Origin of the sequence: Psychromonas sp. SP041 (genome assembly GCF_000470315.2) — a bacterium.
Taxonomy (GTDB): Bacteria; Pseudomonadota; Gammaproteobacteria; order Enterobacterales; family Psychromonadaceae; genus Psychromonas.
Map to the genome: position 1 here is coordinate 42,589 of NZ_CBRF02000014.1, position 21,624 is coordinate 64,212.

A 21,624-nucleotide genomic window follows, 5' to 3' on the forward strand; every position below is an offset into this window, starting at 1 on the left:
TTTATAAGCAATGACAGCATAAGCAATAAGAGTATAAGTAAGAACAGGGTTATAAAGCTAATGTGATAAATTATTTTATAGATAAAATGAAAGCGATAGCATAATAATGTTATCGCTTTTTTATTGCTTAAGTTAAATTTAAAAACTAAAAACTAAAGGTTAGACACTGTATACTTTATTTATTGTCATGGGACAGTTCGGTTATATAGAGGTGTAAGTTATGTTAGATGCTATTTATATTCCTGATGATGACTCTATTCCTACTCTTGATATTAAATCAAAATTACAGAAACTCCCCTCAATCATAAAGTCTGATATTAAGAGCAGTATATCCCCTAAGTTAAATACTACGACTAGAGAGCATCAGCAAATAACCTTCTCCATTTTTGAGTTTAAGCATTTTACAGCACAACAAATTGCACAGTATCGACATTCATTATTTTGCCCTGAATGTTTACAAATTGCTTATTTCAGAAGAGCTTCTAAAGATGGCAAGCAAGCTTGTTTTGGCTCTCGTCATCACCTTCCTAATTGCTCCGAATTAAGTAAAGTCACTAAGAAAGCTTCAGTTGATTTGAGTAGTGATTTGAACAATGATTTGAATGAAGAAGTTTCAGTCACGAGCGAACCTAATGGTGAAGCCCTTATTGATGAAAGTATTAAGCAACGAATAGAAGTTAAAGATAATAAAATAGTTGAAGAAAACCTTAAACAAAATATTAAACAAAGTGTTATTGAAATAACTAAGTCTGTAGAAAATTCAGATGAAGGTTTTTTTATTGATTTTTCAGCTGTAAATAAAAATATAAGAGCTAAAAATACTCATGTTATTGAGTCTCAAAAAAACACGGTTAATAAAGATAAAACAGAAAATAATAACGGATTAACTGATTCTAAATCAACAGCTCTAATAAGTGAAAACTCAAATAAGTCGATTAAACAAACCTTACCTAAACTACTAAAGAGCTTATTAAATAACAGTTCCTTAGCGTCTTCTAATGTGTGGGTTCACACTAGCGAGAAACATAAATGGCGAGCGAAGAATTTATTTGTAAATTTCTCTGATGCTGAAGTGTTAGAAAATTTGTCCCCTAGAATGTATTGGGGAGCCATTAATAATGCAGATAAAGAACTATTATGGTTGAATGTCGCCGATGCTAAGAACGTCGCAATTCCCATCAAGCTTTTTCGACAAGACTTTTTAGATAAGTATTCAATTAATAAAAACCATGACTTAGCCGGTGCAAATATTATTTTATTTGCTAAGTGTTTAACTAATAAAGATAAATCACGAAAGTTCTTACAATTGTGGAGCAATGATCTACAGTATCTGCATCTATCATTACCTTCTCTATAAGTAGTCTCTTGATAACTAATAAATGATGGAAACTACCATCTATTAATCTTTGTACTATTAATTGGTCAAAAATAGAAACTCTCCATGCCTTGACCTCGGGTCGCTGGCTTTAGCCTGCAGAGATTTTTTGTTATTTTTTGTTTTGGATTAGAGTCAATAATAAGAAGGTTACTGACCTTGGGGCGCTGGCTTTAGCCTGCAGGATTTTGTGTGTTGATTTTGTTTTTTGTTTTTGGATTAGAGAATCAATAGTATAAAATTTAACCTCAACACCAACACCCCTGCAAGCTAAAAAAAGGACTCGCAGAGCTCCTCCGCTCATAACACTAGGCTTCACCTAATTCGCCATACGCCCCCAAACCAAACCAAAAACCAAAACAATTAAACATTAATAATGCTCGAACTTTTGACCTTGGGTCGCTGGCTTTAGCCTGCAGGATTTTGTGTGTTGATCTTTGTTTTGGACTAGAGAATCAATATCAAAGAGTTGTTAACCTCGGTGCGCTGGCTTTAGCCTGCAGAGTTTTATGTGTTGCTCTTCATTTTGGATTTACGAGTCAATAACATAAAAATTAACTTCAACACAAAAAAGATCTGCAAGCTGAAGCATGCGCCCCCAAGCTAAACCAAACCAAAATAAAACCAAAACAATTAAACATTAATAATGATCGAACTTTTGACCTTGGGGCGCTGGCTTTAGCCTGCAGGATTTTGTGTGTTGATCTTTGTTTTGGACTAGAGAATCAATAGGTTAAAAGTTAATCTCAACACCAACAAACTAAAAAGCGACTCATAGAACTCTTATGCTCATGGCACTAGCACGCCATGTGTTCCAACAAACTTAAGCATTCTAACTTCGTTCATCGTGAGGGCGTTTGACACTTTGGAGTGTCATCTCACTGTCACAATCTTTCTGTATTTTACTCTGTTTTACTCATTATAAATGTCGCTTTGTACTTTGAATTGTTTCTCTTAATTAATATTAGTGGAAGCGGCATTGTTGCTTAATCATTATTTGTGTTTGGATTGGAATATTTTATGTGGGAAATCTTCAAAACCTTCTTCGTATTAGGCTGTATTAGTTTTGGTGGGCCCGCTGCGCATATTGGTTACTTTAGAGAAACCTTTGTACAACGTTTAGCGTGGTTAAGTGAACGACAATATGCTGAATACGTTGCATTAAGTCAATTTTTACCAGGACCGGGATCTAGCCAAGTAGGTTTTGCTATTGGTTATCACAGATTAGGCTTAAAAGGGGCTTTTAGCGCATTCTTAGGCTTTACCATTCCATCTGTCACCATCATGTTGTTGCTGGTGATTAGCGCTGGTGAGTTGGCGAGTAATGATATTTTTCAATCAGTAATACATGGACTTAAATTATTAGCGGTAGTGATCGTTTTTGATGCCATTTTATTAATGTATAAAAATTTCTGCAAAGATACTCCCCGTATTCTTTTATGTTTAATAACCGCTTGCACATTACTTATTTCCCCTGGTGTTATCGAACAAATTTTAGTCCTAATTTTTGCTGCAGTGATAGGTGTGTTTTTCTTAAAAGAAAATAAAGAGGATACGACTAAAAAGAAAAAGCATTGTCTAATTTGTAATGTTTGTACGTTGATTAACTACAAGCCATTAGTCTTATTTTTGTTGTTATTGTTTGTATTGCCTTTGTTGAACTTTTTCTATCCCGCAATATCAGCTAGTTTTTCTGTATTTTCTGATTTCTTTCAAGCAGGTAGTTTAGTGTTTGGAGGAGGGCATGTGGTATTACCGCTTTTACAGAATATTGTGGAAGGACAAGTTACCGCTGATCAGTTTTTAACGGGTTATGCTATTGCTCAAGCAGTACCTGGTCCTATGTTTAGTTTAGCCACTTACATTGGCTATTTAATTTTACCTAGCGAGCCTATTGTAGGTGCATTGATCGCTACCATTGCAGTATTTTTACCAGGTTTTTTATTGTTATTAAGCTGCTTAAAAAATTGGCAAAGACTTTCAAAAATACCAAGTTTAGCCGCTGCGATGAATGGTGTTAATGCTGCTGTGGTCGGGTTATTAATGAGTGCTCTTTACCAACCGGTGTTTGTTAGTGCTATTTTTAATAGTATTGATATGGCGGTGGTATTAATCGGTATCTACTTATTAAAACGTCAAAGATTACCGATTATGTGGCTTGTCATTTTGTTTGCTGTTATTGGTGTTTTATTAAAGTTGATATGGGTATAACTCGTAGCTAGTTTGAAAAACTAAACCTCTTAATCTATATCATCGAATAATGAGGTTTTTGACCTTTGACCTTTGACCTTTGACCTTTGGAGCTTGGGGCGCTGGCTTTAGCCTGCAGGGGTTTTGTGTGTTGATTTTTATTTTGGATTAGAGTTAATAATAAAAAGGTTACTGAACTCGGGGCGCTGGCTTAGCCTGCAGGGTTTTGTGTGTTGATTTTTATTTTGGATTAGAGTTAATAATAAGAAGATTACTGACCTTGGGGCGCTGGCTTTAGCCTGCAGGGTTTTATGTGTTGATTTTTATTTTTAGCTAGAAAGCCAATAATAAAAATATTTTGACCTCGGGGCGCTGGCTTCAGCCTGCAGCGGTTGTGTGTAGTTCTTTGTTTTGGATTAGAGAATTAATAACATAAAATTTAACCTTAACACCAAAACCCCGGCAAGCTGAAGCATGCGCCCCAAACCCAAACCCAAACCCAAACCCAAACCCAAACCCAAACCAAAATCAAACCAAAATCAAACCAAAATCAAACTAAAGCCAAACCAAAAACCAAAATCAAAACAATTAAACATTAATAATGCTCGAGCCTTTGACCTCGGGCGCTGGCTTCAGCCTGTAGGGGGTTGTGTGTTGGTTTTTATTCTTGATTAGATCATCAATAGCAAAAGGCGATGACATGTTGGGATGTTAGCTTTAGACCGAAGGGTTTTGTGTATTATTCTTTTGAAGGTAAGTGTTAAAAATAAAACATCGCTCTAATTTTTTAATTCATAGAGCGATGTTTTGGTCGGTTATTAAACTATTCGTTTATTCAGCGATTAGCTTATTCAGCAACGCCTTGAGATTTTAGGTATTCTTCATAAGTACCGTGGAAATCAACTACTTTATCTTTTTTGATTTCGATGATGCGTGTTGCTAGTGAAGATACAAATTCACGGTCATGACTGACGAATAACAACGTGCCTTCGTAGTTTTCTAAGGCTAAGTTTAATGATTCAATTGATTCCATATCCAAGTGATTGGTTGGTTCATCCATTAATAAGATGTTTGGTTTATTCATCATCAACTTACCAAACAGCATACGTCCTTGCTCACCACCAGAGATGATTTTTACAGACTTAGTAATGTCATTTGCACCAAATAATAAACGCCCTAACGTACCACGAACGGCTTGTTCGTCATCACCTTCGTGCATCCATTGGCCCATCCAATCCATTAGGTTTTGATCTTTTTCAAAATCAGATGAATGATCCTGTGCGTAATACCCTAAATGTGCATTTTCAGACCATTTGTATTGACCAGAAGATAATTCAATTTCACCCATTAATGTGCGTAATAAGGTTGTTTTACCTACGCCATTTTGACCGATGATAGCGACGCGTTCGCCCACTTCAACCATCAGGTTTAAGTCTTTGAATAATGTATTTTCAAAGCTTTTTGTCATATCAATCGTTTCTAGTGCATTACGGAACAGTTTCTTCTCTTGCTTGAATACGATGTAAGGATTAACACGGCTAGATGCTTTAACTTCTGCGAGTTCAATCTTATCCATCTGTTTCGCACGTGATGTTGCTTGCTTAGCTTTTGATGCGTTTGCAGAGAAACGGCTTACAAAGTCTTGTAACTCAGATAGTTGTGCTTTTTTCTTCGCATTTTCAGATAACAAACGTTCGCGAGTTTGTGTTGCCGCGGTCATGTACTCGTCGTAGTTACCAGGGAAAAGACGCAGCTCGCCATAATCGATATCTGCCATGTGCGAACAGACTGAATTTAAGAAATGACGGTCATGCGAAATGATTACCATAGTACATTGGCGTGCTTTTAATTCAGTTTCTAACCAACGAATAGTATCGATGTCCAAGTTATTGGTTGGCTCATCGAGTAACATGATATCTGGATTAGAGAAAAGTACTTGTGCTAGTAATACACGTAGTTTCCAACCTGGTGCGATGTCTGACATTGGGCCGTAATGTTGATCAAGTGGAATACCAACGCTTAGTAATATTTCCCCTGCACGTGAATCGGCAGTGTAACCATCCATTTCAGCGAATTGATTTTCTAAATCGCCAACATGCATTCCTTCAGCTTCAGTCATTTCAGGTAATGAGTAAATACGATTACGCTCGTTCATGACTTCCCACATCTCTTTGTGGCCCATCAATACCGTATCGAGTACTGTGTGTTCTTCAAAAGCAAACTGGTCTTGGTGTAGTTTAGCAATACGTTCGTTAGGATCTCTGGTTACATTACCTGCGCTAGGCTCTAGATCACCCGTTAAGATTTTCATGAAAGTTGACTTACCACAACCATTTGCACCGATTAAACCGTAACGGTTCCCAGTACCAAATTTAACAGAGATGTTTTCAAAAAGTGGTTTCGCACCAAATTGCATGGTGATGTTATTTGTACTTAACACGGCTTATTCCTAAATTGTTTGAGTATTGCTTTTTTAAAGATGGGTATTATACAGATACCGTGAGGTTAATCACCTTTGAATTGTATGAAATTCATGCATCATTTTTATAAAGGAAAGTTGTGTCGCAATAAAACTAACACATAGCTTGATCGCGACGCTTAAGGTAAGCTACGCGTCTAATGGCAAGTGCCGTACTTTAATGAGATTTAATATGAGTTTTGATTCCCTAGGTTTACCCGCATCGTTAGTAGAAGCAGTGAAAAATGCTGGCTACGAAACGCCTTCCCCAATCCAAGAGCAAGCTATTCCTGCTGTATTAGCAGGTAAAGATGTCATGGCTGCTGCACAAACAGGTACAGGGAAAACTGCTGGGTTTACATTGCCATTATTAGCAATGCTAGAAAAAGGTGAACGTGCTAAGCCGAATCAAGTTCGCGCACTAATACTAACGCCAACACGTGAGCTAGCGGCTCAAGTGCAAGCAAGCGTACAAAAATATGGCCAAAACATGCCATTACGCAGCATGGTGGTATACGGCGGTGTAAAAATTAACCCGCAAATGCAAATGTTACGTGGCGGTATAGATATTTTAGTGGCAACGCCGGGTCGTTTATTAGACTTATATCAGCAAAATGCAGTACGTTTTCAACAATTAGAAGTGTTAATTTTAGATGAAGCTGACCGTATGTTAGATATGGGCTTTATTCATGATATTAAAAAGATCCTTAAAGCGTTACCCGCTAAGCGTCAAAACTTATTATTCTCAGCGACTTTTTCTGATGAAATTCGTTCATTAGCAAAAGGCTTAGTTAATAACCCTGTTGAGATTTCAGTAAGCCCGCGTAATACAACGGTTGAAAAAATCGAACAGGCTTTATATGAAGTAGATAAAACTAAAAAGACCGCGTTATTGAGTCAGTTAATTCTTGATAACAAATGGCGTCAAGTTTTAGTGTTTGTAAAAACTAAACACGGTGCAAACCGTCTGGTTAAAAATTTAGATGCGCGTGGTATTCGTAGTGCAGCTATCCATGGTAATAAAAGCCAAGGCGCTCGTACTAAAGCATTAGCACAATTTAAAGATAGCCAAATCCAAGTATTAGTAGCCACTGATATTGCTGCTCGTGGTATTGATATTGACCAATTGCCTAACGTAGTTAACTTTGACTTACCTAATGTAAGTGAAGACTATGTACATCGTATCGGCCGTACTGGCCGTGCTGGTAATGAAGGTTTAGCGGTATCATTAGTTTGCCAAGAAGAGTTCAAATTATTAAAAGATATTGAACGTCTTATTAAAAAGGTTATTCCACGCAAAATATTTGCAGGTTTTGAACCAGGTGAACCATTACAGCCTTCTGTATTAGGTACACACGAGAAACAAGTTAAAAAACCAAAATTACCAAAAGTACCTCATAAAGACGGTGTTCGTTCTGGCGCAAGAACGGGCAGTGCTAAGAAACAAAACGGCCCAAGAAATAATTTTGTAGGCGGTTAGAAGATTGGATTTTTAGTTACGCAAAAATTTAGCGTAATTTAAGCCCTTATTATTTGTTCAGTAGATGATTACTGGAGTGATAATAGGGGCTTTTTTGTATCTGCTGTGGAAGTTTCGTTGGTTGCTTTTATATTGGCTCGTCTGCGCTCGTCGTATCATTTTGATTGTTATTTGCAGTATTTTCGCCCTGTCGGCGACTTTACTTTTTCTTGTCAGAAGAAAAAGTAAGCAAAAAGACTGACCTCCGATTAGTTTTTTAATCTGAATAAATAACTACCTTCTTAACGCACCGCTCATACGCGACGTCCATGTCGCGAAGTTCGCTAGCAACGGCATCCATGCCTAACCTTGCTAAAGGCACTTATTGATTCAGAAAAACGAGACGGAGGGATTTGTTGCAGCCACATTGATTATCGTTTTTATTAACTTATTGATATTGTTGGTTTCAATGAGTGGCTGTCTAAGACTTTTTCTATGTAGGCAGTTAGAAGATTGGATTTTTAGTTACGCAAAAATTTAGCGTAATTTAAGCCCTTATTATTTGTTCAGTAGAGGATTACTGGAGTGATAATAAGAGCTTTTTGTTTTTGATAGATTAAATGATTCGACGAGCGCAGATGAACCAACCTCAAACCTGTTTAAAGATCCTTTTAATACAGAGTGATTAACCGTTTTTATTTCTAGACATCCAGACCCTTAGACTTCTTATTGTTTTTCATTACCCGTATAATCAGCGGCGATTAACTTAATTAATGAGGTATACATGAAATTATCCACTAAAACTGTTGTTGTAATTGCTGTTGGGGCTGCCCTTTACGGCATTGGTGGGCTACCTATGTTTGGTATACCTGTATTTGCTAATACGACGTTAAAACCTGCGATGGCCATTCTTGCGCTATTCTCTGTTTTATTTGGTCCGCTTGTAGGCTTTTTAGTCGGTTTTATTGGTCACTGGGTGACTGACCTATTTGCAGGTTGGGGCGTTTGGTTTACTTGGGTTTTGGGCTCAGGGATTGTTGGTTTGGTGATTGGTTTATTCCCAAAGTTAACTAACCAAAGAATTCAATCTGGTCTATTTGATATGAAAGATTTTGCGCTGTTTGTTGTGCTTGCGCTTGTTGGTAATGTCGTTGGTTATGGTTGTTCTGCGTTCTTAGACACGATTTTATATGCAGAACCCTTTGCTAAAGTCTTTACGCAGCTCATATTCGTGGCTTCGGGTAATACTCTGTTAATCGCTGTGGTGGGTTACTTTATTTTGAAATCTGCAGCTAAGCGCAATCAACAAAGTAGCCATCTAAGCGAGGAATAATCAGTAATGCAGATTGAATTTTCAGATTTTTCTTTTCAATATAAATCGTTGGACAAACCAACGCTTAAAAATATTAACCTGAAAATAGAAAAAGGTGAAAAAATTGTCATTATCGGTGCAAGCGGTAGTGGTAAGTCAACTATAGGTCGTTGTTTGAATGGCCTTATTCCGCATGCGATAAATGGACAGTGTTCAGGCCTGCTTACTGTCGCAGGTAAAGATACTAGTCTTTTCGAAATGCAACATTATACGGAATTAGTTGGCACCGTATTACAGGATACTGACAGTCAATTTGTTGGGTTGACGGTAGGTGAAGATATTGCCTTTGCATTGGAAAATCAATGTACGCCAACAGCCGAAATGTATCCCGTCGTAAAATCAACTGCACAGATGGTTGAACTAGAGTCGATGTTAGATAGATCTCCACAGGAACTCTCTGGCGGACAAAAGCAACGTGTTTCATTAGCTGGGATTCTAGTCGACGATGTTGATATTTTACTTTTTGATGAACCCTTGGCAGCACTCGATCCTAAAACCAGTAAAAAAACGATTGAGATTATCGACCAGTTACATCGTGATGCAGGTAAAACTATTATTATCATTGAGCATCGTTTAGAAGATGTTTTACATCGTGATGTTGACCGCATTATTTTAATGGCTGAAGGTGAAATTGTTGCTGATATGGCACCTGATGAACTATTAGCTTCTTCACTACTTAAAACTCATGGAATACGTGAACCACTTTATTTATCCGCATTAAAGTCTGCAGGTTGTGTTGTTAAGTCTTCTGATAAACCCGCTAGTCTGAACTCATTATTTTTAGAGCAGTATGAAAAGAATGTCCTGGGCTGGTTTAATGCTTCGCATATAGACGCTCAACCGGCAAAAAAAACGACGTTATTAACGTTATCTGGATTAACTTACTCTTATAACGGAGAAGTTAATGCCGTTGATGATGTTAGTTTTTCGGTTAACAAAGGTGAGTTTGTTTCAATCTTAGGTAAAAATGGTTCAGGTAAGTCGACCTTAACCAAGCTCATTATGGGGGTTGTTGAGCCTGATGTAGGTAATATATTACTTAATGGTCAAGACCTTGCTAAGTTGAGTATTTTCGAGCGTAGCCAACGTGTTGGTGTGGTGATGCAAAACCCCAATCACATGATTTCACATCATATGATATTTGATGAAGTGGCTTTTGGTCTGCGTAATCGAGGTATCGATGAAAAGATTATTCATGAAAAAGTAATACATGTGCTAACCCTTTGTGGACTAAAAAAATACCGTAATTGGCCCATTGATGCATTAAGTTACGGACAGAAAAAACGTGTCACTATCGCTTCTATTCTGGTGTTAGAGCCTGAATTATTGATTTTAGATGAACCCACGGCAGGGCAGGACTATCGCAGCTATACTGCTATGTTGAATTTCATTAAAGAACTGAATGCTAATTTAGGCATTACAGTGGTGATTATTTCTCATGATATGCATTTGGTTTTAGAATATACAACACGTTCTATTGTGTTATCAGACAGTAAATTAATTGCAGATGCGCCGATGACAGAGGTGTTCAGTCAACCTGATTTATTAGCAAAAGCCAACCTGACTACAACCAGCTTATATGAGTTAGCAGTAAGTTTAGACATTAATAATACCAGTGCTTTTATGCAGTATTTCATTCAAACAGAACAAGCGAGAAACATTGCGTGAAAGCAGAAAAAATATCATTTGGGATAAGTTATATTGATACAGGGTCAGTGCTTCATAAATTAAATGGAATCACTAAGTTTGTTCTTTTTATGGCTTGGGTAACAGTGGTACTAACTACCTTTGATTTACGTCTTATTATTGCGTTAGTTTGTTTAGGTTTATTACTGCTTAACATGACTAAAGTGCCGATTAAAGCTTATCGAGCATTGTTGATTGCTACTGCGAGTGTGTTGTCACTCAATGCGTTGTTCATGTTTTTATTAGCCCCTCAACAGGGGACGGAGTTCATGGGAACTGAGACGGTGTTATTACCGCTTGGCTTTTACTCTATTACCCAAGAAACACTTTTTTATTTAGTGACGATCACCTTAAAATATTTCAGCATGTTTCCGATTGCTTTAGTGTTTGTATTTACGACACATCCTACTGAATTTTCGGCGAGCCTTAACCGTTTAGGTGTCCCTTATAAAATAGCGTATGCGGTGAGCTTAACATTACGTTATTTACCGGAAATTAAAAAAGATTACGTTAATATTATGCATGCCCAGCAAGCACGTGGTATTGAACTCTCTAAGAAAGCGTCTTTATTTTCTCGTTTAAAAAATCTAACCAATATTTTAGGGCCATTAATTTTTACTAGTTTGGATAGAACGGAAGAGATATCAAATGCGATGATATTACGTGGTTTTGGTCGCCATAAATCACGTACTTGGTATAGTTTGAAGCCTTTAGCCACAAAGGATTGGCTGTGTTTGTTCAGTATTTTGGTTTGCGTCTCATTAGCTATTTTTAAACGACTCTTTGAAACGCAGTTGTTTTGGTATCCTTTCTAATACACCTTATCTTATAAGTGAAGCAATTCAATCCATCTAATAGCTGTCTCTATTTAGCTGTAAAATAAGATCTTATTGGGTTGCCAAACTTTTCTTTATAATGATAATCTAAGTTTAAATCTAAATGAAAACTATTATCGAGTGTTGAAATGGTATTAAGTAAAAAAATGTCAAAATCCCAACCTAAGGCTAAACCTCAACCTAAAAAAGCGACTGTTATTAAAACAGAAAAAATATCAGCCAATATGCAACGAGTGACGCTTCATGCTGATGAGTTTAAAGACTTCCCTGAACACTGTGAAGGAAGTTATATAAAGCTGCTTTTTAGTGCACAGGGAAGCACGGATCCAAGTATGCTTGCAGAAGGTGAACGACCTGTTATGCGTACTTATACCATTGCTGAATTTTCTCGAAGCGAATGTACGATTGATGTGGATTTTGTTCGCCATGAAACGTCCGACTCTGGCTGTGGGTTTGCTGCGCGTTGGGCGATGAATGCGCTGGTTGGCGATAATATTTATGTTGGTGGCCCTGGGCTTATTCTTGATATTAATAGCGATGCCGATTGGTTCTTTGCGGTGGCAGATATGACGGCGTTACCTGCGCTATCTGCAAAAATTCGTAATTTACCTAAAGACGCCAAAGGGTATGCGGTAATCAAAGTCATTGAACGTGATGATATTCGATCAATTGATGCGCCTGAAAATATTCAGGTTATGTGGTTGTTAGAGAGTGAATCACTTATTGAACAAGTGCAAGTATTACCTTGGTTACCGGGGAAAGTGTCGGTTTGGGTTGCTTGTGAATTTGACGATATGCGTGCATTACGTGGTTATTTCCGTAATGAAAAAGAAGTTGAGAAAGACAATATCTATATCAGTAGTTATTGGAAATCAGGTGTAACCGAAGATGGGCATAAAGTGATTAAAAGAGAAGATGCCGAGGCGAACTAACTTTTATTAACCACTTTTTAGGCAGTAATAACGCAATAGATGTTATTACTGCTACTTTTTATCGATACAGCCTACGTTTCTATCTGGTGCGACAATATCTCTCACCAATTTTTTAAGTTCGGCTATTTCAGGAAATCCCCTCATTTCTTTACGTGACCAAATAAGTTGGCTATTCGCTGTAATTTCAAAAATACCGCCTGTTCCCCGTAATAATGAGAGTTCATCAACTTCCTCTTCAAAAGTACTTAGTATCTCTTGAACCATCCAGCTAGCGCGTAATGACCAACGACATTTTTAACAATATTTAATGTCTATTTTATTCATATGAGTATCCTCTTAGCCTAATAAAATGGTTTGTTTCAGTATTGCTATTTTCACTGCAATTAATACCCAGCCTATAGCGAAAATGGTACTTAATAATTGTGTTGGTAAAGTCGACGCGCGATAAAGGGTAATGTAAGCCAAAATAATATAGGCTATAAGGCAGAATACTTTTTCAGTTAACCAGTTATCAACTAGTGGTGATTGATGAATGATAAAGCAGAGCATAATAGCTGAGATTAATAAGAAGGTATCAACAATCCTTGCTAACATTTTAGCCCATTTTTGTTGGTGGATTGGTTTATGGATAAACATTAAAGCAGCACGAATAATAAAAAATAACACACTAAAAGTGACTAATGTGATGTGTAGGTGTTTAATGGGTAGGTAAAAATTTTCCATGAAAATTATCCAAAATAAGAGGGTAATGTACTTTACGTGTTTTATTCAAGAATGTTAATTTCAATTAACGGTCTCGTCTTTTTATTTAATCAAACAATAAGCTTGCTGAAAAGATTGAAAAGCCTCATATTCTATTCATTAACTTATCGAACCTAGGTCATCTTCAATGAAAAAAATTGCTATTTTTGCTGACGTTCAAAACATTTATTACACCACGCGTCAGGCTTATGGGAAACAATTTAACTACCGTAAGTTATGGCAAAAAATAGAAGCTCAAGGTGAGATCGTTTGTGCTTATGCTTATGCAATTGATCGCGGTGATAACCAACAACAAAAGTTTCAAGAGGTTTTAAAATACGTTGGGTTTGATGTAAAACTTAAACCTTTTATTCAACGTAGTGATGGTACAGCAAAGGGCGATTGGGATGTGGGTATTACGATTGATGTGATGGAAGTTGCACCTTCAGTCGATACGATTATTTTACTAACGGGTGATGGTGATTTTGCTATTTTATTGGATAAAGTAAAAGACGTTTATCATGTTACCACAGAAGCTTACGGTGTGCCTAAGTTAACGGCAAAAGCATTAATAGATGCTTGTAGCGTATTTAACCCTATTGAAAGAGAACTGTTATTAAATTGAGCTGGTTCGAACTTCAACCTTTAAATTAAACTTGAACGATCATTAATTCCATTAGTCATAAATAATGAGCGCTTTAATCAACGGTCACTTTATGTTTAAGCTATTGTTTTAGTAATACTTATTAGTTAATAAAGTCAATGAGATTAAAGACTACTTTCACTTTTTATTTCTTTTAAAGAATGAGGATATTTATGTTTAAAGGTTTAATCGTAGTTCTATTCACTAGTTTATTTTCTCTTAGCGCTTTTGCAGCATTTGTTGGTCCAGGCGCTACCTCAATACAAACCTTGAGCGTTAAAGAAGCTATTGAATTAGCTGATGATAGTAAAGTTGCGTTACAAGGTAAGTTAATTAAACAAACGTCTTCAGAACACTATTTATTCAGAGATGAAACCGGCGAAGTAATGGTTGAAATAGAGGGTAAAGATTTCCGTCATATTACCGTGACACCTGAAGACAAAATCCGTATTACCGGTGAAGTGGATAGTGATTGGTCGGAAACTAAGATTGATGTTGAACATTTAGAGCTTCTTAAATAATACCGATTACATTAAATAAGTGATCTAAATTTTGCGCAGAAAAAATGATTTAGTTTAAGGCGTAAATTGAGGCCTTTCTAAGATTAACTTCGTTAATCGTCTGTTGGAGAATTAACTAAAAAATATTAATTCTTAATAGTTCCCTTTACTAAATTTACAATGAAAAAATAAATCATTTTAACCAATAAAATAGATCAATTAATTAGTGTGATTGCTATAAGCTTTAATAAGTTTAAAAGAAAAATGCCGCTTTATTAAAGCGGCATTTTTAGTTATTCAGAGCACATTATTATATTGTTATTTTGGATTCACTGTTATACCGATGACCGTTCAAAGTGCCTTGTTATCGTTAGTTTGGGCTCCAAATCAAGGCGCAACATGAAACAACATGATAACGATCGCGAGCCCTTATCGAAAGTGGCAACGTGGAGTGGATTTTCAAGCTAACGACCCACAGGGCAAGCAACGAAGTAAACACCTTTGTTGTTAGAAAATGTCGATTTAACCTGTTAGATCTTTCACTATATGCCTAGCATTTTTTCTCTTCATCATTTGCTGAATGTTGCGCTCTGAATGGCAACGGATACATATTAAATCTGTAATCTAAACATCGCACCCAAGAGTTAAACTTAGAGCATAAATTAACATAAGTAGCTCTTTGGTTTGTCAAATTTAGAAGAATAAGCTGGAGTAGTCAGCAAAGCTGAACAATGATTGATATTAGCTTGCTTGTGTCATTTTAAAAATAAAAGGTTATCTGAAAAGAATTAGAAAAACTGTTTCATTTTATAGTTAATTACTACTTTCAATTAATGAAAATATGCTTATTTATGAATATAAAGTGTTTTATTCTGTTGATTAAAGAATTTAAATAAGATAGGGTAATTGCTCTTAATTTTTATTTTTATGTGAATTAAGCAAAGAATCAGCGGCGCAGCTGAATAAATACAAAGTTTTAAACTTTGATTTATTCAGCTGCGTTTTTTTTTGCCTTAAATTTATAATTTAGCTAAGGAAGGACTAAGTAATGAAAAATTATATTATCAAAAGTATGTTTGTATGTGGTGCAGTTTTTGGGGCTAGTTCTACATTTGCAGATGTTAATGTCGGTGCTATTTATGACGTAACAGGTAGTTTTAGTATATTTGGAGTAATGCAAAGCAACGCGGTGAAATTAGCGATTGATGATATTAATGCTAAGGGTGGTTTGCTTGGAGAGAAGCTTAATTTAATTACTTATGATACACAATCAGAGCTGAGTAAATATACACAATATGCGAATACCACTGTGCTTCGAGATAGACCTGCAGTTGTGTTTGGCGGTATGACAAGTTCATCTAGAGAAGCCATACGCCCCATTTTTAGAAAAGCTAATATTCCATATTTTTATAGTACTTTGTATGAAGGTGGTGCTTGTGACAAGCAAACATTTGTAACGGCTCCTTCAGCTTCTCAACAAATTAAACCATTGGTTGAATGGGCAATAAAAAAATATGGCCCGAAAATGTTTATCATGGCTCCTGATTACAATTATGGGACTATTTCTGCTCTTTGGTATCACGAATACGCAAAACAATTTAATGGTGAGGTTGTTGGAGAAGATTTTCTTGCACTTACCGTTACTGATTATACCCCTACTATTCAAAAAATTCAGCGAGCTAAACCTGATTTCGTTGTTGCTATTCCAGTCGGTCCAAATCAAGTGGGCTTTTTAGAGCAATTTACTTCAGCTGGTCTGAAAGACAGTATCCCCGTTGTATCGTCAAATTATAGTACAGCTAATGAACAAGTTTTACTCACGCCGAATGCAGGTAAAGGTATTGTCTCAAGTCATGTCTATTTTTCGAGTTTAGATAATCCTGAAAATAAAGCCTTTTTAAAGAAATGGGCTGAAGTTTACGGAAAGGGACAAACTATTTCACCTGAAGCCGTTACCGCTTGGAATGCCGTTCACCTTTGGGCTAACTCTGTTGAAAAAGCAGGAACATTTAAATCAAAATCTGTATACACAGCGTTAGAAAGTGGTGAAATTAATTTTAAAGGTCCAAATGGCGATGTAAGTATGGAGCCTGGTTCTCATCATGTTAAGCAAAATACATACATAGCAATGGGAGATGACAACTATGGTTTTGAAGTTTTAGAAACTTTTAAAGCCGTTGCTCCGAGTTATGAAAATCAAAAATGTGACCTTATTGCGAATCCAAAATTAGTTAAACACTTTACACCAAAGGCTTAAATATTAACTGATTATGAAAATACGAATAAGCTTACAGCCATAGATTTTAAGTAAAATTAACATTTATACATAGTCAATTTATTTAATGGTACAAGGTATTAACTTTGATTTTAAAAAAGTTAAAAATATATCTTAGCAGCTACCTTTAAAGGAGTTAGGCACTAGTAGGCTTATTCTATTTTCTTTAATTATTAATGATCTTTTTAAGCAAATAATTATAAATAAGGAAATTTATGGAACTCGATTATTTGGCGACCATATTATTATCGTCATTATCAAGCGCATCTATTTTGTTAATCGCTGCGATGGGATTAGCTGTTGTTTTTGGGTTAATGGGGGTTATTAATCTTGCTCATAGTGAGTTCTTAATGATTGGTGCTTATGCCGCATTGACTGTTACTAAAGCAGGCGTCCCTTATATTTTATCTATCCCTATCGCCGTTATGATTACTATGTCTATTGGTGCCATCGTCGAGATGCTTATAGTACGTCGTTTATACGGTAGATTATTTGACACCATGCTAGCTACTTGGGGGCTTAGTATGTTTTTCATGCAGCTTGTTGTGGTGATTTTTGGTACGAGTACTGTAAGTGTTGCGACTATCCCTCAATTTAATGTGAGTATTGGCGAATACAGTTTAGATGGATATCGACTCCTGATGATCTTAGTTGCTGCTCTTATGTTTTTGTTTGTTTATCTGTTGATGACAAAAACAGTGTATGGAATGAAAGCACGTGCTTCTATTCAGCAACCTGAGATGGCACAAGCGATAGGTATTGATTCTAATCGCGTTAATACGCTTACTTTTTCTATTGGATGCGGACTTGCTGGTTTTGCTGGGGCAATTTTATTACCGCTGGTTCCTGCTACTCCAACAATGGGACTTGCTTTCGCAGTAAAATCATTTTTAGCTGTTGTTGTTGCTGGACCTGTTGCGCTAACTGGAACCGTACTAACTACTTTAGGTTTAGGTGGCGGCTCTTCAATTACAGCCAGTTTCCTATCTTCAGTTATTGGTGAAGTTTTCTTTTTTCTTATCACTGCATTACTACTTTGGCTATATCCATGTGGAATATCAGCTAAATGGCGTAGAAAACTTTAGGAAATACTATGACTTTATCAGAAAAAATTTATCAATCAGCAGGTTTAACCTTACCTGCTATTGCTACGCTTACCGCACTTGTCGTTGCTTTTTTAATTGATCCTTACCTCGCTTTTGTTTCTACGTCTTGGCTTATATTTGGTCTATTAGGAATGAGTCTTGATATTGTATGGGGAAGAGGAGGACTACTAAGTTTAGGTCAAACTGCATTTTATGGCATGGGGGGATATTTTGGCAGTATTGCTGCTATTAATTTCTCAGAGCTTACAGGGAATTCAATTATTTGGGCTTTGCCTATTGGTAGTCTTTTTGGTGCGTTATCAGCAATGTTGCTAGGTTATGTGATCTTTTATGCTCGTATGGGGGAATTACAAAGTACTATTTTATCTTATACATTCACTTTATTGCTTTGGTCGGTAATACAAACTTTTAAAATCGATATCGGAAGTGCTTCTGTTCTCGGAGATAGTGGTTTATCTAATATTCCTGGCATTATTATTGGCTTTGGAGCTGAAGCTGAATCATTGGGCCCAAATCAAGCGTTAATGACGGTTATCATTATTGTTGCAATACTCTATTTTTTAACTCGTCAATTAATGCATAGTCACTTTGGACGTATTATTGATTGTATTCGAATTGATAGCAGTAAAACCGAATTGCTTGGTTATGATGTTCGAAAATATCAACTACTTAATTTTATCTACGCAGGTGCAATAGCTGGACTTGCAGGTACTCTTTATGCGCTTTGGTCAAATTTTTTAAGTCCTTCTGTCTTCTCTATTCAAGAAGCTTTTCTTCCGCCTATTTATGTTTTAATTGGTGGATTAGGGACGCTTGCTGGCCCTTTTGTTGGCGCATTGATGATAGGTATTATGTCCTTTGTGTTAGGGGGAGCTGCTGGTGGGCAAACGACCTTAATTTTAGGTGTTACGCTGATACTACTTGTTCTATTTCTTAAAAATGGGATTTTAGGATCATTAGATTCCTTATGGCGAAAATTTTTACCTGACCCTAATGCTGCAGCTAGAAATACAAATTCGGTTAAAATTGATGTTGAAGTATTAAAACAGATTCTTATTGACGCTGAAAAACAAGCAGGCCCAGCAAAAAACTTCTCTACCATTCAACTGTTTAAAAAATTCGGTGGTGTCATACCTGTTAATAAAGTTGATCGTAACTTTATACCAGGCAAGCCATATTCATTGATTGGCGCGAATGGCGCAGGAAAAAGTTCTTTTTTAAAAACCTGTGTTGGAATATATCAGCCTGAAAGTGGCGTTGTTAATTTAGGCGACGACAACATTACTTCTTCACCTATTTTTGAACGTGTTAAAAAGGGAATGGGAGTTAAAAATCAAAAACCTCAAGTGTTTGGTGACCTTTCTGTCATAGATAATCTTTGGATTGCAGCCTACTCACGTACTCATGATCAACAGATAGCTTTAGATATTAGCCATAAAGTGCTTTGTATGTTGGGATTTGAAGAGCAGTTAGGTGTAAATGCATCAGCTCTTTCTCACGGTCAACAACAATGGCTCGATATTGGTATGGTGTTATGTTTAGCACCGCGCATCATTTTGTTAGATGAACCCGCTGCTGGTATGACGAAAGAAGAAACTCGTGAACTATCACTCCTTATTCGTACTCTTGCCTTACATACAACAGTAGTAGTCGTTGAGCATGATATGGATTTTGTAAGTACTTTGGAAGGGCATGTCACTATGTTACATCAAGGAGAAGTCTTTGCCGAAGGGAATATCGAGGAGTTACGTAAAGATGAACGCGTGCTTGATGTTTATTTAGGGAGACGCAAACATGTTTAAGATACTTAATGCGACTGGAGGATACGGTAAAACAACGATTATTCGTGATATTTCTTTAGAAGTTAAGGCTGGAGAAATTGTTGCTTTATTAGGAAGAAATGGTGTCGGTAAGTCTACAGTAATGCGTTATGCAGCAGGGTTGATACCTGCTATGGCGGGGCATGCTGAAATCGAAGGAATACCGATGCCTAATTCTCCTGCAAAGCGAGCAAAAATGGGGTTAGGGTATGTGCCTCAAGGGCGATTCGTATTTCCTCGAATGACTGTGATTGAAAATATCGCCGTGGCTGCTGCATCAAATGGTTATAACCCCAAAAATACCGTGGAAGAACTTATGGAAGATTTCCCTATTTTAGTTCCTAAAGCAAATGAACTTGCAGGTGGACTTTCTGGTGGTCAACAACAAGTTTTAGCACTTGCTCGGGCACTTGCTACACGACCTAAAATTTTATTATTGGATGAGCCGACAGAAGGGGTACAACCTTCGATTATTGATGAAATGTCAGGTGTTTTAAAGCGTATTAATAAAGAAAATAACATCGCTATTCTTGTTGCAGAACAAGATTTAGATTTTTGTTTATCTATCGCTACACGGGCCTATGTAATGGATAAAGGAGAGGTTCATATGGAAATTGATCGAGACAGTTTACGTGCAAATAAAACGTTACAAAAAGAATTGTTAGGAGTTTAAAAATGAGTGATAAAGAAGTAAACGTGCCATTAACCGTTGAACAAAAACAAGAAGTTGTTGATATTCTAGAGCGAATTAGAGCTGGGTTAAATATTCCTCTCGACTTACAATTTGAAGAGCCTGCTCATATTTTTAACCCAGGAGTTTTCAATGCTAAAAAATAATAAAAACTTAACAGAGCAATGTGCGGATCTCGCTTCTGGAAAGGAAACGTCGGTCTCATTGACCATCAAGGCACTTGATAAAGCTGAGGAATACTCCTATTTAAATGCATTTGTCGTTCTTGATAGAGAAAAGTCATTAGATCAAGCAATGGCTTCAGACAAACGCCGAGCAAATGGAAATTGTCTTAGCCCGATTGATGGTGTTCCAATTGCAGTTAAAGATAATTATCTCACTAAAGATTATCCTACTACAGCATGTTCAGGCGCTTTGCCATTAGAACCAAGTGGACAAGATGCAACAATCATTGCTAACTTGCGTGCAGCAGGTGTTGTTATCTTTGGTAAAACCAATATGGATGAATGGGCATTTAGCCCTACTAATGTTAATTCTAATATTGGCCCTGTGCTAAATCCCCATAATACAAATCATGTCACTGGTGGGAGTAGCGGTGGATCTGCTGCTGCTATTGCCTCTGGTATTGTTTCGGCAGGATTAGGAAGTGATACAGGTGGTTCTATTAGAATGCCTGCAGCTGCTTGCGGTATTTATGGTTTTAAACCTAGTTATGGGCGAGCATCCCGCCATGGTGTTTTACCATTAAGTTGGTCACTCGATGCTCCTGGCCCCTTAGCGAGTTCTTTAAAAGATATTGAGTTGTTATTACCCTATTTTTTAGGTGAAGATTCAAAAGATTTATCTACTGCTTCTTCGGCTAAATTTAAAGTAGTAGAGCATAACGAAGCAATCAATGTTATTCACTTAACTGGCGAAGGGTTAGAACGAAGTGATGAAATTGATACTGCTGTAAAGACAGCGCTTGAAGCTTCTTCTGCAGTAGTGAAAGAAGCTGGATTATCTCATGTTGATAATTACTATGAAGCTTGGGAAGCGATTATCTTTAGTGAAGCGGCATCTTATCATCAACCTTTATTGAAAAAAAATCCGGGTGGATTTTCATCAGGGCTGAGGGCTAAGTTAGAAGCAGGCTCGCAACTCTCTGCATTAGATGTATTACAAGCGCAAAGATTGCGTAGTCAATTAATGCATACCTTTGCTAATGAGTTAGGAGACTGGGATATTGTTGTAACACCTACTTTACCGGTTACTGCACCCACTTTAAATGAGGAAGAACAAGAGTTTGGTGGAAAAAAAGTCCATGCTCATAAAAGTATGTTGTGGTTTTGTGTATTAGGTAATATGACTGGTTATCCTTGTGTGACAATTCCTATTGGCCTCTCTAAATCAGGGTTACCAATTGGGATGATGTTAATGGGTAAACCAAATGAAGATGAAAAACTGTTAGCGATTGCTATAAAACTTGAAAGTGCTTTAAAGAAAAATTCAGTATAAATTAAAGAAGCACTCAATCATTGCTATTGGTTTAGTATAAAGA

At 36.7% G+C, this 21,624-nt stretch carries 18 protein-coding genes and 1 pseudogene; 16 read left to right on the forward strand and 3 right to left on the reverse strand.

Translation table 11 applies throughout. From position 1 onward, the window contains the following. Positions 1-220 precede the first annotated feature (220 nt). The 3 genes from SP041_RS09585 to SP041_RS21055 all read left to right on the forward strand — a co-directional run bounded on the left by SP041_RS09585 (position 221) and on the right by SP041_RS21055 (position 4,240). Positions 221-1,357 carry a hypothetical protein gene (locus SP041_RS09585; RefSeq protein WP_025563443.1) on the forward strand — a complete coding sequence of 379 codons (1,137 nt, stop codon included), beginning with the start codon at positions 221-223 and terminating at the stop codon, positions 1,355-1,357. Between the two features lie 1,038 nt (positions 1,358-2,395). Then, positions 2,396-3,586 (forward strand): chromate efflux transporter, encoded by a 1,191-nt coding sequence (gene chrA / locus SP041_RS09590; protein ID WP_025565321.1) that lies wholly within the window; start codon positions 2,396-2,398, stop codon positions 3,584-3,586. 453 nt (positions 3,587-4,039) lie between these two features. Then, positions 4,040-4,240, forward strand: coding sequence for a hypothetical protein (locus SP041_RS21055; RefSeq protein WP_025565323.1), 201 nt, complete (start codon positions 4,040-4,042; stop codon positions 4,238-4,240). A 172-nt stretch (positions 4,241-4,412) separates the two neighbouring features. On the opposite strand, the gene SP041_RS09600 is transcribed toward SP041_RS21055, so the two are convergent. After that, positions 4,413-6,005: an ABC-F family ATPase gene (locus SP041_RS09600; RefSeq protein ID WP_025565324.1), complete on the reverse strand. Its 1,593-nt coding sequence runs from the start codon at positions 6,003-6,005 to the stop codon at positions 4,413-4,415. A gap of 211 nt (positions 6,006-6,216) precedes the next feature. Here SP041_RS09600 and SP041_RS09605 point away from each other — a divergent pair, with 211 nt between their 5' ends. From SP041_RS09605 to SP041_RS09625, 5 genes are all read left to right on the forward strand, one after another. Then, positions 6,217-7,503: a DEAD/DEAH box helicase gene (locus SP041_RS09605; RefSeq protein ID WP_025565325.1), complete on the forward strand. Its 1,287-nt coding sequence runs from the start codon at positions 6,217-6,219 to the stop codon at positions 7,501-7,503. A 763-nt stretch (positions 7,504-8,266) separates the two neighbouring features. Continuing rightward, positions 8,267-8,815: an ECF-type riboflavin transporter substrate-binding protein gene (locus tag SP041_RS09610; protein ID WP_025564647.1), complete on the forward strand. Its 549-nt coding sequence runs from the start codon at positions 8,267-8,269 to the stop codon at positions 8,813-8,815. A gap of 6 nt (positions 8,816-8,821) precedes the next feature. Next, on the forward strand, positions 8,822-10,522 hold the full coding sequence (locus SP041_RS09615) for an ABC transporter ATP-binding protein (protein WP_025564648.1): 1,701 nt from the start codon (positions 8,822-8,824) through the stop codon (positions 10,520-10,522). Then, complete coding sequence (locus SP041_RS09620; RefSeq protein ID WP_025564649.1) at positions 10,519-11,355, forward strand: energy-coupling factor transporter transmembrane component T; 837 nt, start codon at positions 10,519-10,521, stop codon at positions 11,353-11,355. Before SP041_RS09615 ends, SP041_RS09620 begins: the two co-directional genes overlap by 4 nt. 167 nt (positions 11,356-11,522) lie before the next feature. Beyond that, positions 11,523-12,308, forward strand: coding sequence for a siderophore-interacting protein (locus tag SP041_RS09625; RefSeq protein ID WP_025564650.1), 786 nt, complete (start codon positions 11,523-11,525; stop codon positions 12,306-12,308). Positions 12,309-12,359: 51 nt separating this feature from the next. On the opposite strand, the pseudogene SP041_RS09630 reads toward SP041_RS09625, so the two are convergent. Next, positions 12,360-12,590 (reverse strand): annotated as a pseudogene (locus SP041_RS09630) (SelT/SelW/SelH family protein); the annotation flags it as partial. A 54-nt stretch (positions 12,591-12,644) separates the two neighbouring features. Next, entirely contained in the window at positions 12,645-13,031 is a 387-nt protein-coding gene (locus tag SP041_RS09635; RefSeq protein ID WP_025564651.1) for a SirB2 family protein, read from the reverse strand. 166 nt (positions 13,032-13,197) lie between these two features. On the opposite strand from SP041_RS09635, the gene SP041_RS09640 reads away from it, so the two are divergent. The 8 genes from SP041_RS09640 (at position 13,198) to SP041_RS09670 (ending at position 21,581) form a co-directional block, all read left to right on the forward strand. Next, complete coding sequence (locus SP041_RS09640; RefSeq protein WP_025564652.1) at positions 13,198-13,674, forward strand: NYN domain-containing protein; 477 nt, start codon at positions 13,198-13,200, stop codon at positions 13,672-13,674. Between the two features lie 191 nt (positions 13,675-13,865). Next, on the forward strand, positions 13,866-14,213 hold the full coding sequence (locus tag SP041_RS09645; RefSeq protein WP_025564653.1) for a NirD/YgiW/YdeI family stress tolerance protein: 348 nt from the start codon (positions 13,866-13,868) through the stop codon (positions 14,211-14,213). A 1,027-nt stretch (positions 14,214-15,240) separates the two neighbouring features. After that, positions 15,241-16,449, forward strand: coding sequence for an ABC transporter substrate-binding protein (locus tag SP041_RS09650; RefSeq protein WP_025563238.1), 1,209 nt, complete (start codon positions 15,241-15,243; stop codon positions 16,447-16,449). Positions 16,450-16,682: 233 nt separating this feature from the next. Next, the gene (locus SP041_RS09655; protein ID WP_025563239.1) at positions 16,683-17,552 is read left to right on the forward strand and encodes a branched-chain amino acid ABC transporter permease; all 870 of its coding nucleotides are present in this window, start codon (positions 16,683-16,685) and stop codon (positions 17,550-17,552) included. An 8-nt stretch (positions 17,553-17,560) separates the two neighbouring features. Continuing rightward, positions 17,561-19,375 carry an ATP-binding cassette domain-containing protein gene (locus SP041_RS09660; RefSeq protein WP_025563240.1) on the forward strand — a complete coding sequence of 605 codons (1,815 nt, stop codon included), beginning with the start codon at positions 17,561-17,563 and terminating at the stop codon, positions 19,373-19,375. Then, positions 19,368-20,066 carry an ABC transporter ATP-binding protein gene (locus SP041_RS09665; RefSeq protein WP_025563241.1) on the forward strand — a complete coding sequence of 233 codons (699 nt, stop codon included), beginning with the start codon at positions 19,368-19,370 and terminating at the stop codon, positions 20,064-20,066. Before SP041_RS09660 ends, SP041_RS09665 begins: the two co-directional genes overlap by 8 nt. 2 nt (positions 20,067-20,068) lie before the next feature. Then, a complete protein-coding gene (locus SP041_RS20865; RefSeq protein ID WP_170968541.1) occupies positions 20,069-20,230 on the forward strand; it encodes a hypothetical protein in 162 nt (53 codons plus the stop codon). Further along, entirely contained in the window at positions 20,217-21,581 is a 1,365-nt protein-coding gene (locus tag SP041_RS09670; RefSeq protein ID WP_025563242.1) for an amidase, read from the forward strand. Before SP041_RS20865 ends, SP041_RS09670 begins: the two co-directional genes overlap by 14 nt. Positions 21,582-21,624: the final 43 nt, after the last annotated feature.

Bases quoted from the DNA above. Each gene is read 5' to 3' on its own strand.
- SP041_RS20865 (WP_170968541.1), top strand. From the start codon at position 20,069: ATGAGTGATAAAGAAGTAAACGTGCCATTAACCGTTGAACAAAAACAA.
- SP041_RS09650 (WP_025563238.1), top strand. From the start codon at position 15,241: ATGAAAAATTATATTATCAAAAGTATGTTTGTATGTGGTGCAGTTTTT.
- SP041_RS09665 (WP_025563241.1), top strand. From the start codon at position 19,368: ATGTTTAAGATACTTAATGCGACTGGAGGATACGGTAAAACAACGATT.
- chrA (WP_025565321.1), top strand. From the start codon at position 2,396: ATGTGGGAAATCTTCAAAACCTTCTTCGTATTAGGCTGTATTAGTTTT.
- SP041_RS09640 (WP_025564652.1), top strand. From the start codon at position 13,198: ATGAAAAAAATTGCTATTTTTGCTGACGTTCAAAACATTTATTACACC.
- SP041_RS21055 (WP_025565323.1), top strand. From the start codon at position 4,040: ATGCGCCCCAAACCCAAACCCAAACCCAAACCCAAACCCAAACCCAAA.
- SP041_RS09655 (WP_025563239.1), top strand. From the start codon at position 16,683: ATGGAACTCGATTATTTGGCGACCATATTATTATCGTCATTATCAAGC.
- SP041_RS09625 (WP_025564650.1), top strand. From the start codon at position 11,523: ATGTCAAAATCCCAACCTAAGGCTAAACCTCAACCTAAAAAAGCGACT.
- SP041_RS09605 (WP_025565325.1), top strand. From the start codon at position 6,217: ATGAGTTTTGATTCCCTAGGTTTACCCGCATCGTTAGTAGAAGCAGTG.
- SP041_RS09635 (WP_025564651.1), bottom strand. From the start codon at position 13,031: ATGGAAAATTTTTACCTACCCATTAAACACCTACACATCACATTAGTC.
- SP041_RS09670 (WP_025563242.1), top strand. From the start codon at position 20,217: ATGCTAAAAAATAATAAAAACTTAACAGAGCAATGTGCGGATCTCGCT.
- SP041_RS09660 (WP_025563240.1), top strand. From the start codon at position 17,561: ATGACTTTATCAGAAAAAATTTATCAATCAGCAGGTTTAACCTTACCT.
- SP041_RS09615 (WP_025564648.1), top strand. From the start codon at position 8,822: ATGCAGATTGAATTTTCAGATTTTTCTTTTCAATATAAATCGTTGGAC.
- SP041_RS09610 (WP_025564647.1), top strand. From the start codon at position 8,267: ATGAAATTATCCACTAAAACTGTTGTTGTAATTGCTGTTGGGGCTGCC.
- SP041_RS09645 (WP_025564653.1), top strand. From the start codon at position 13,866: ATGTTTAAAGGTTTAATCGTAGTTCTATTCACTAGTTTATTTTCTCTT.
- SP041_RS09585 (WP_025563443.1), top strand. From the start codon at position 221: ATGTTAGATGCTATTTATATTCCTGATGATGACTCTATTCCTACTCTT.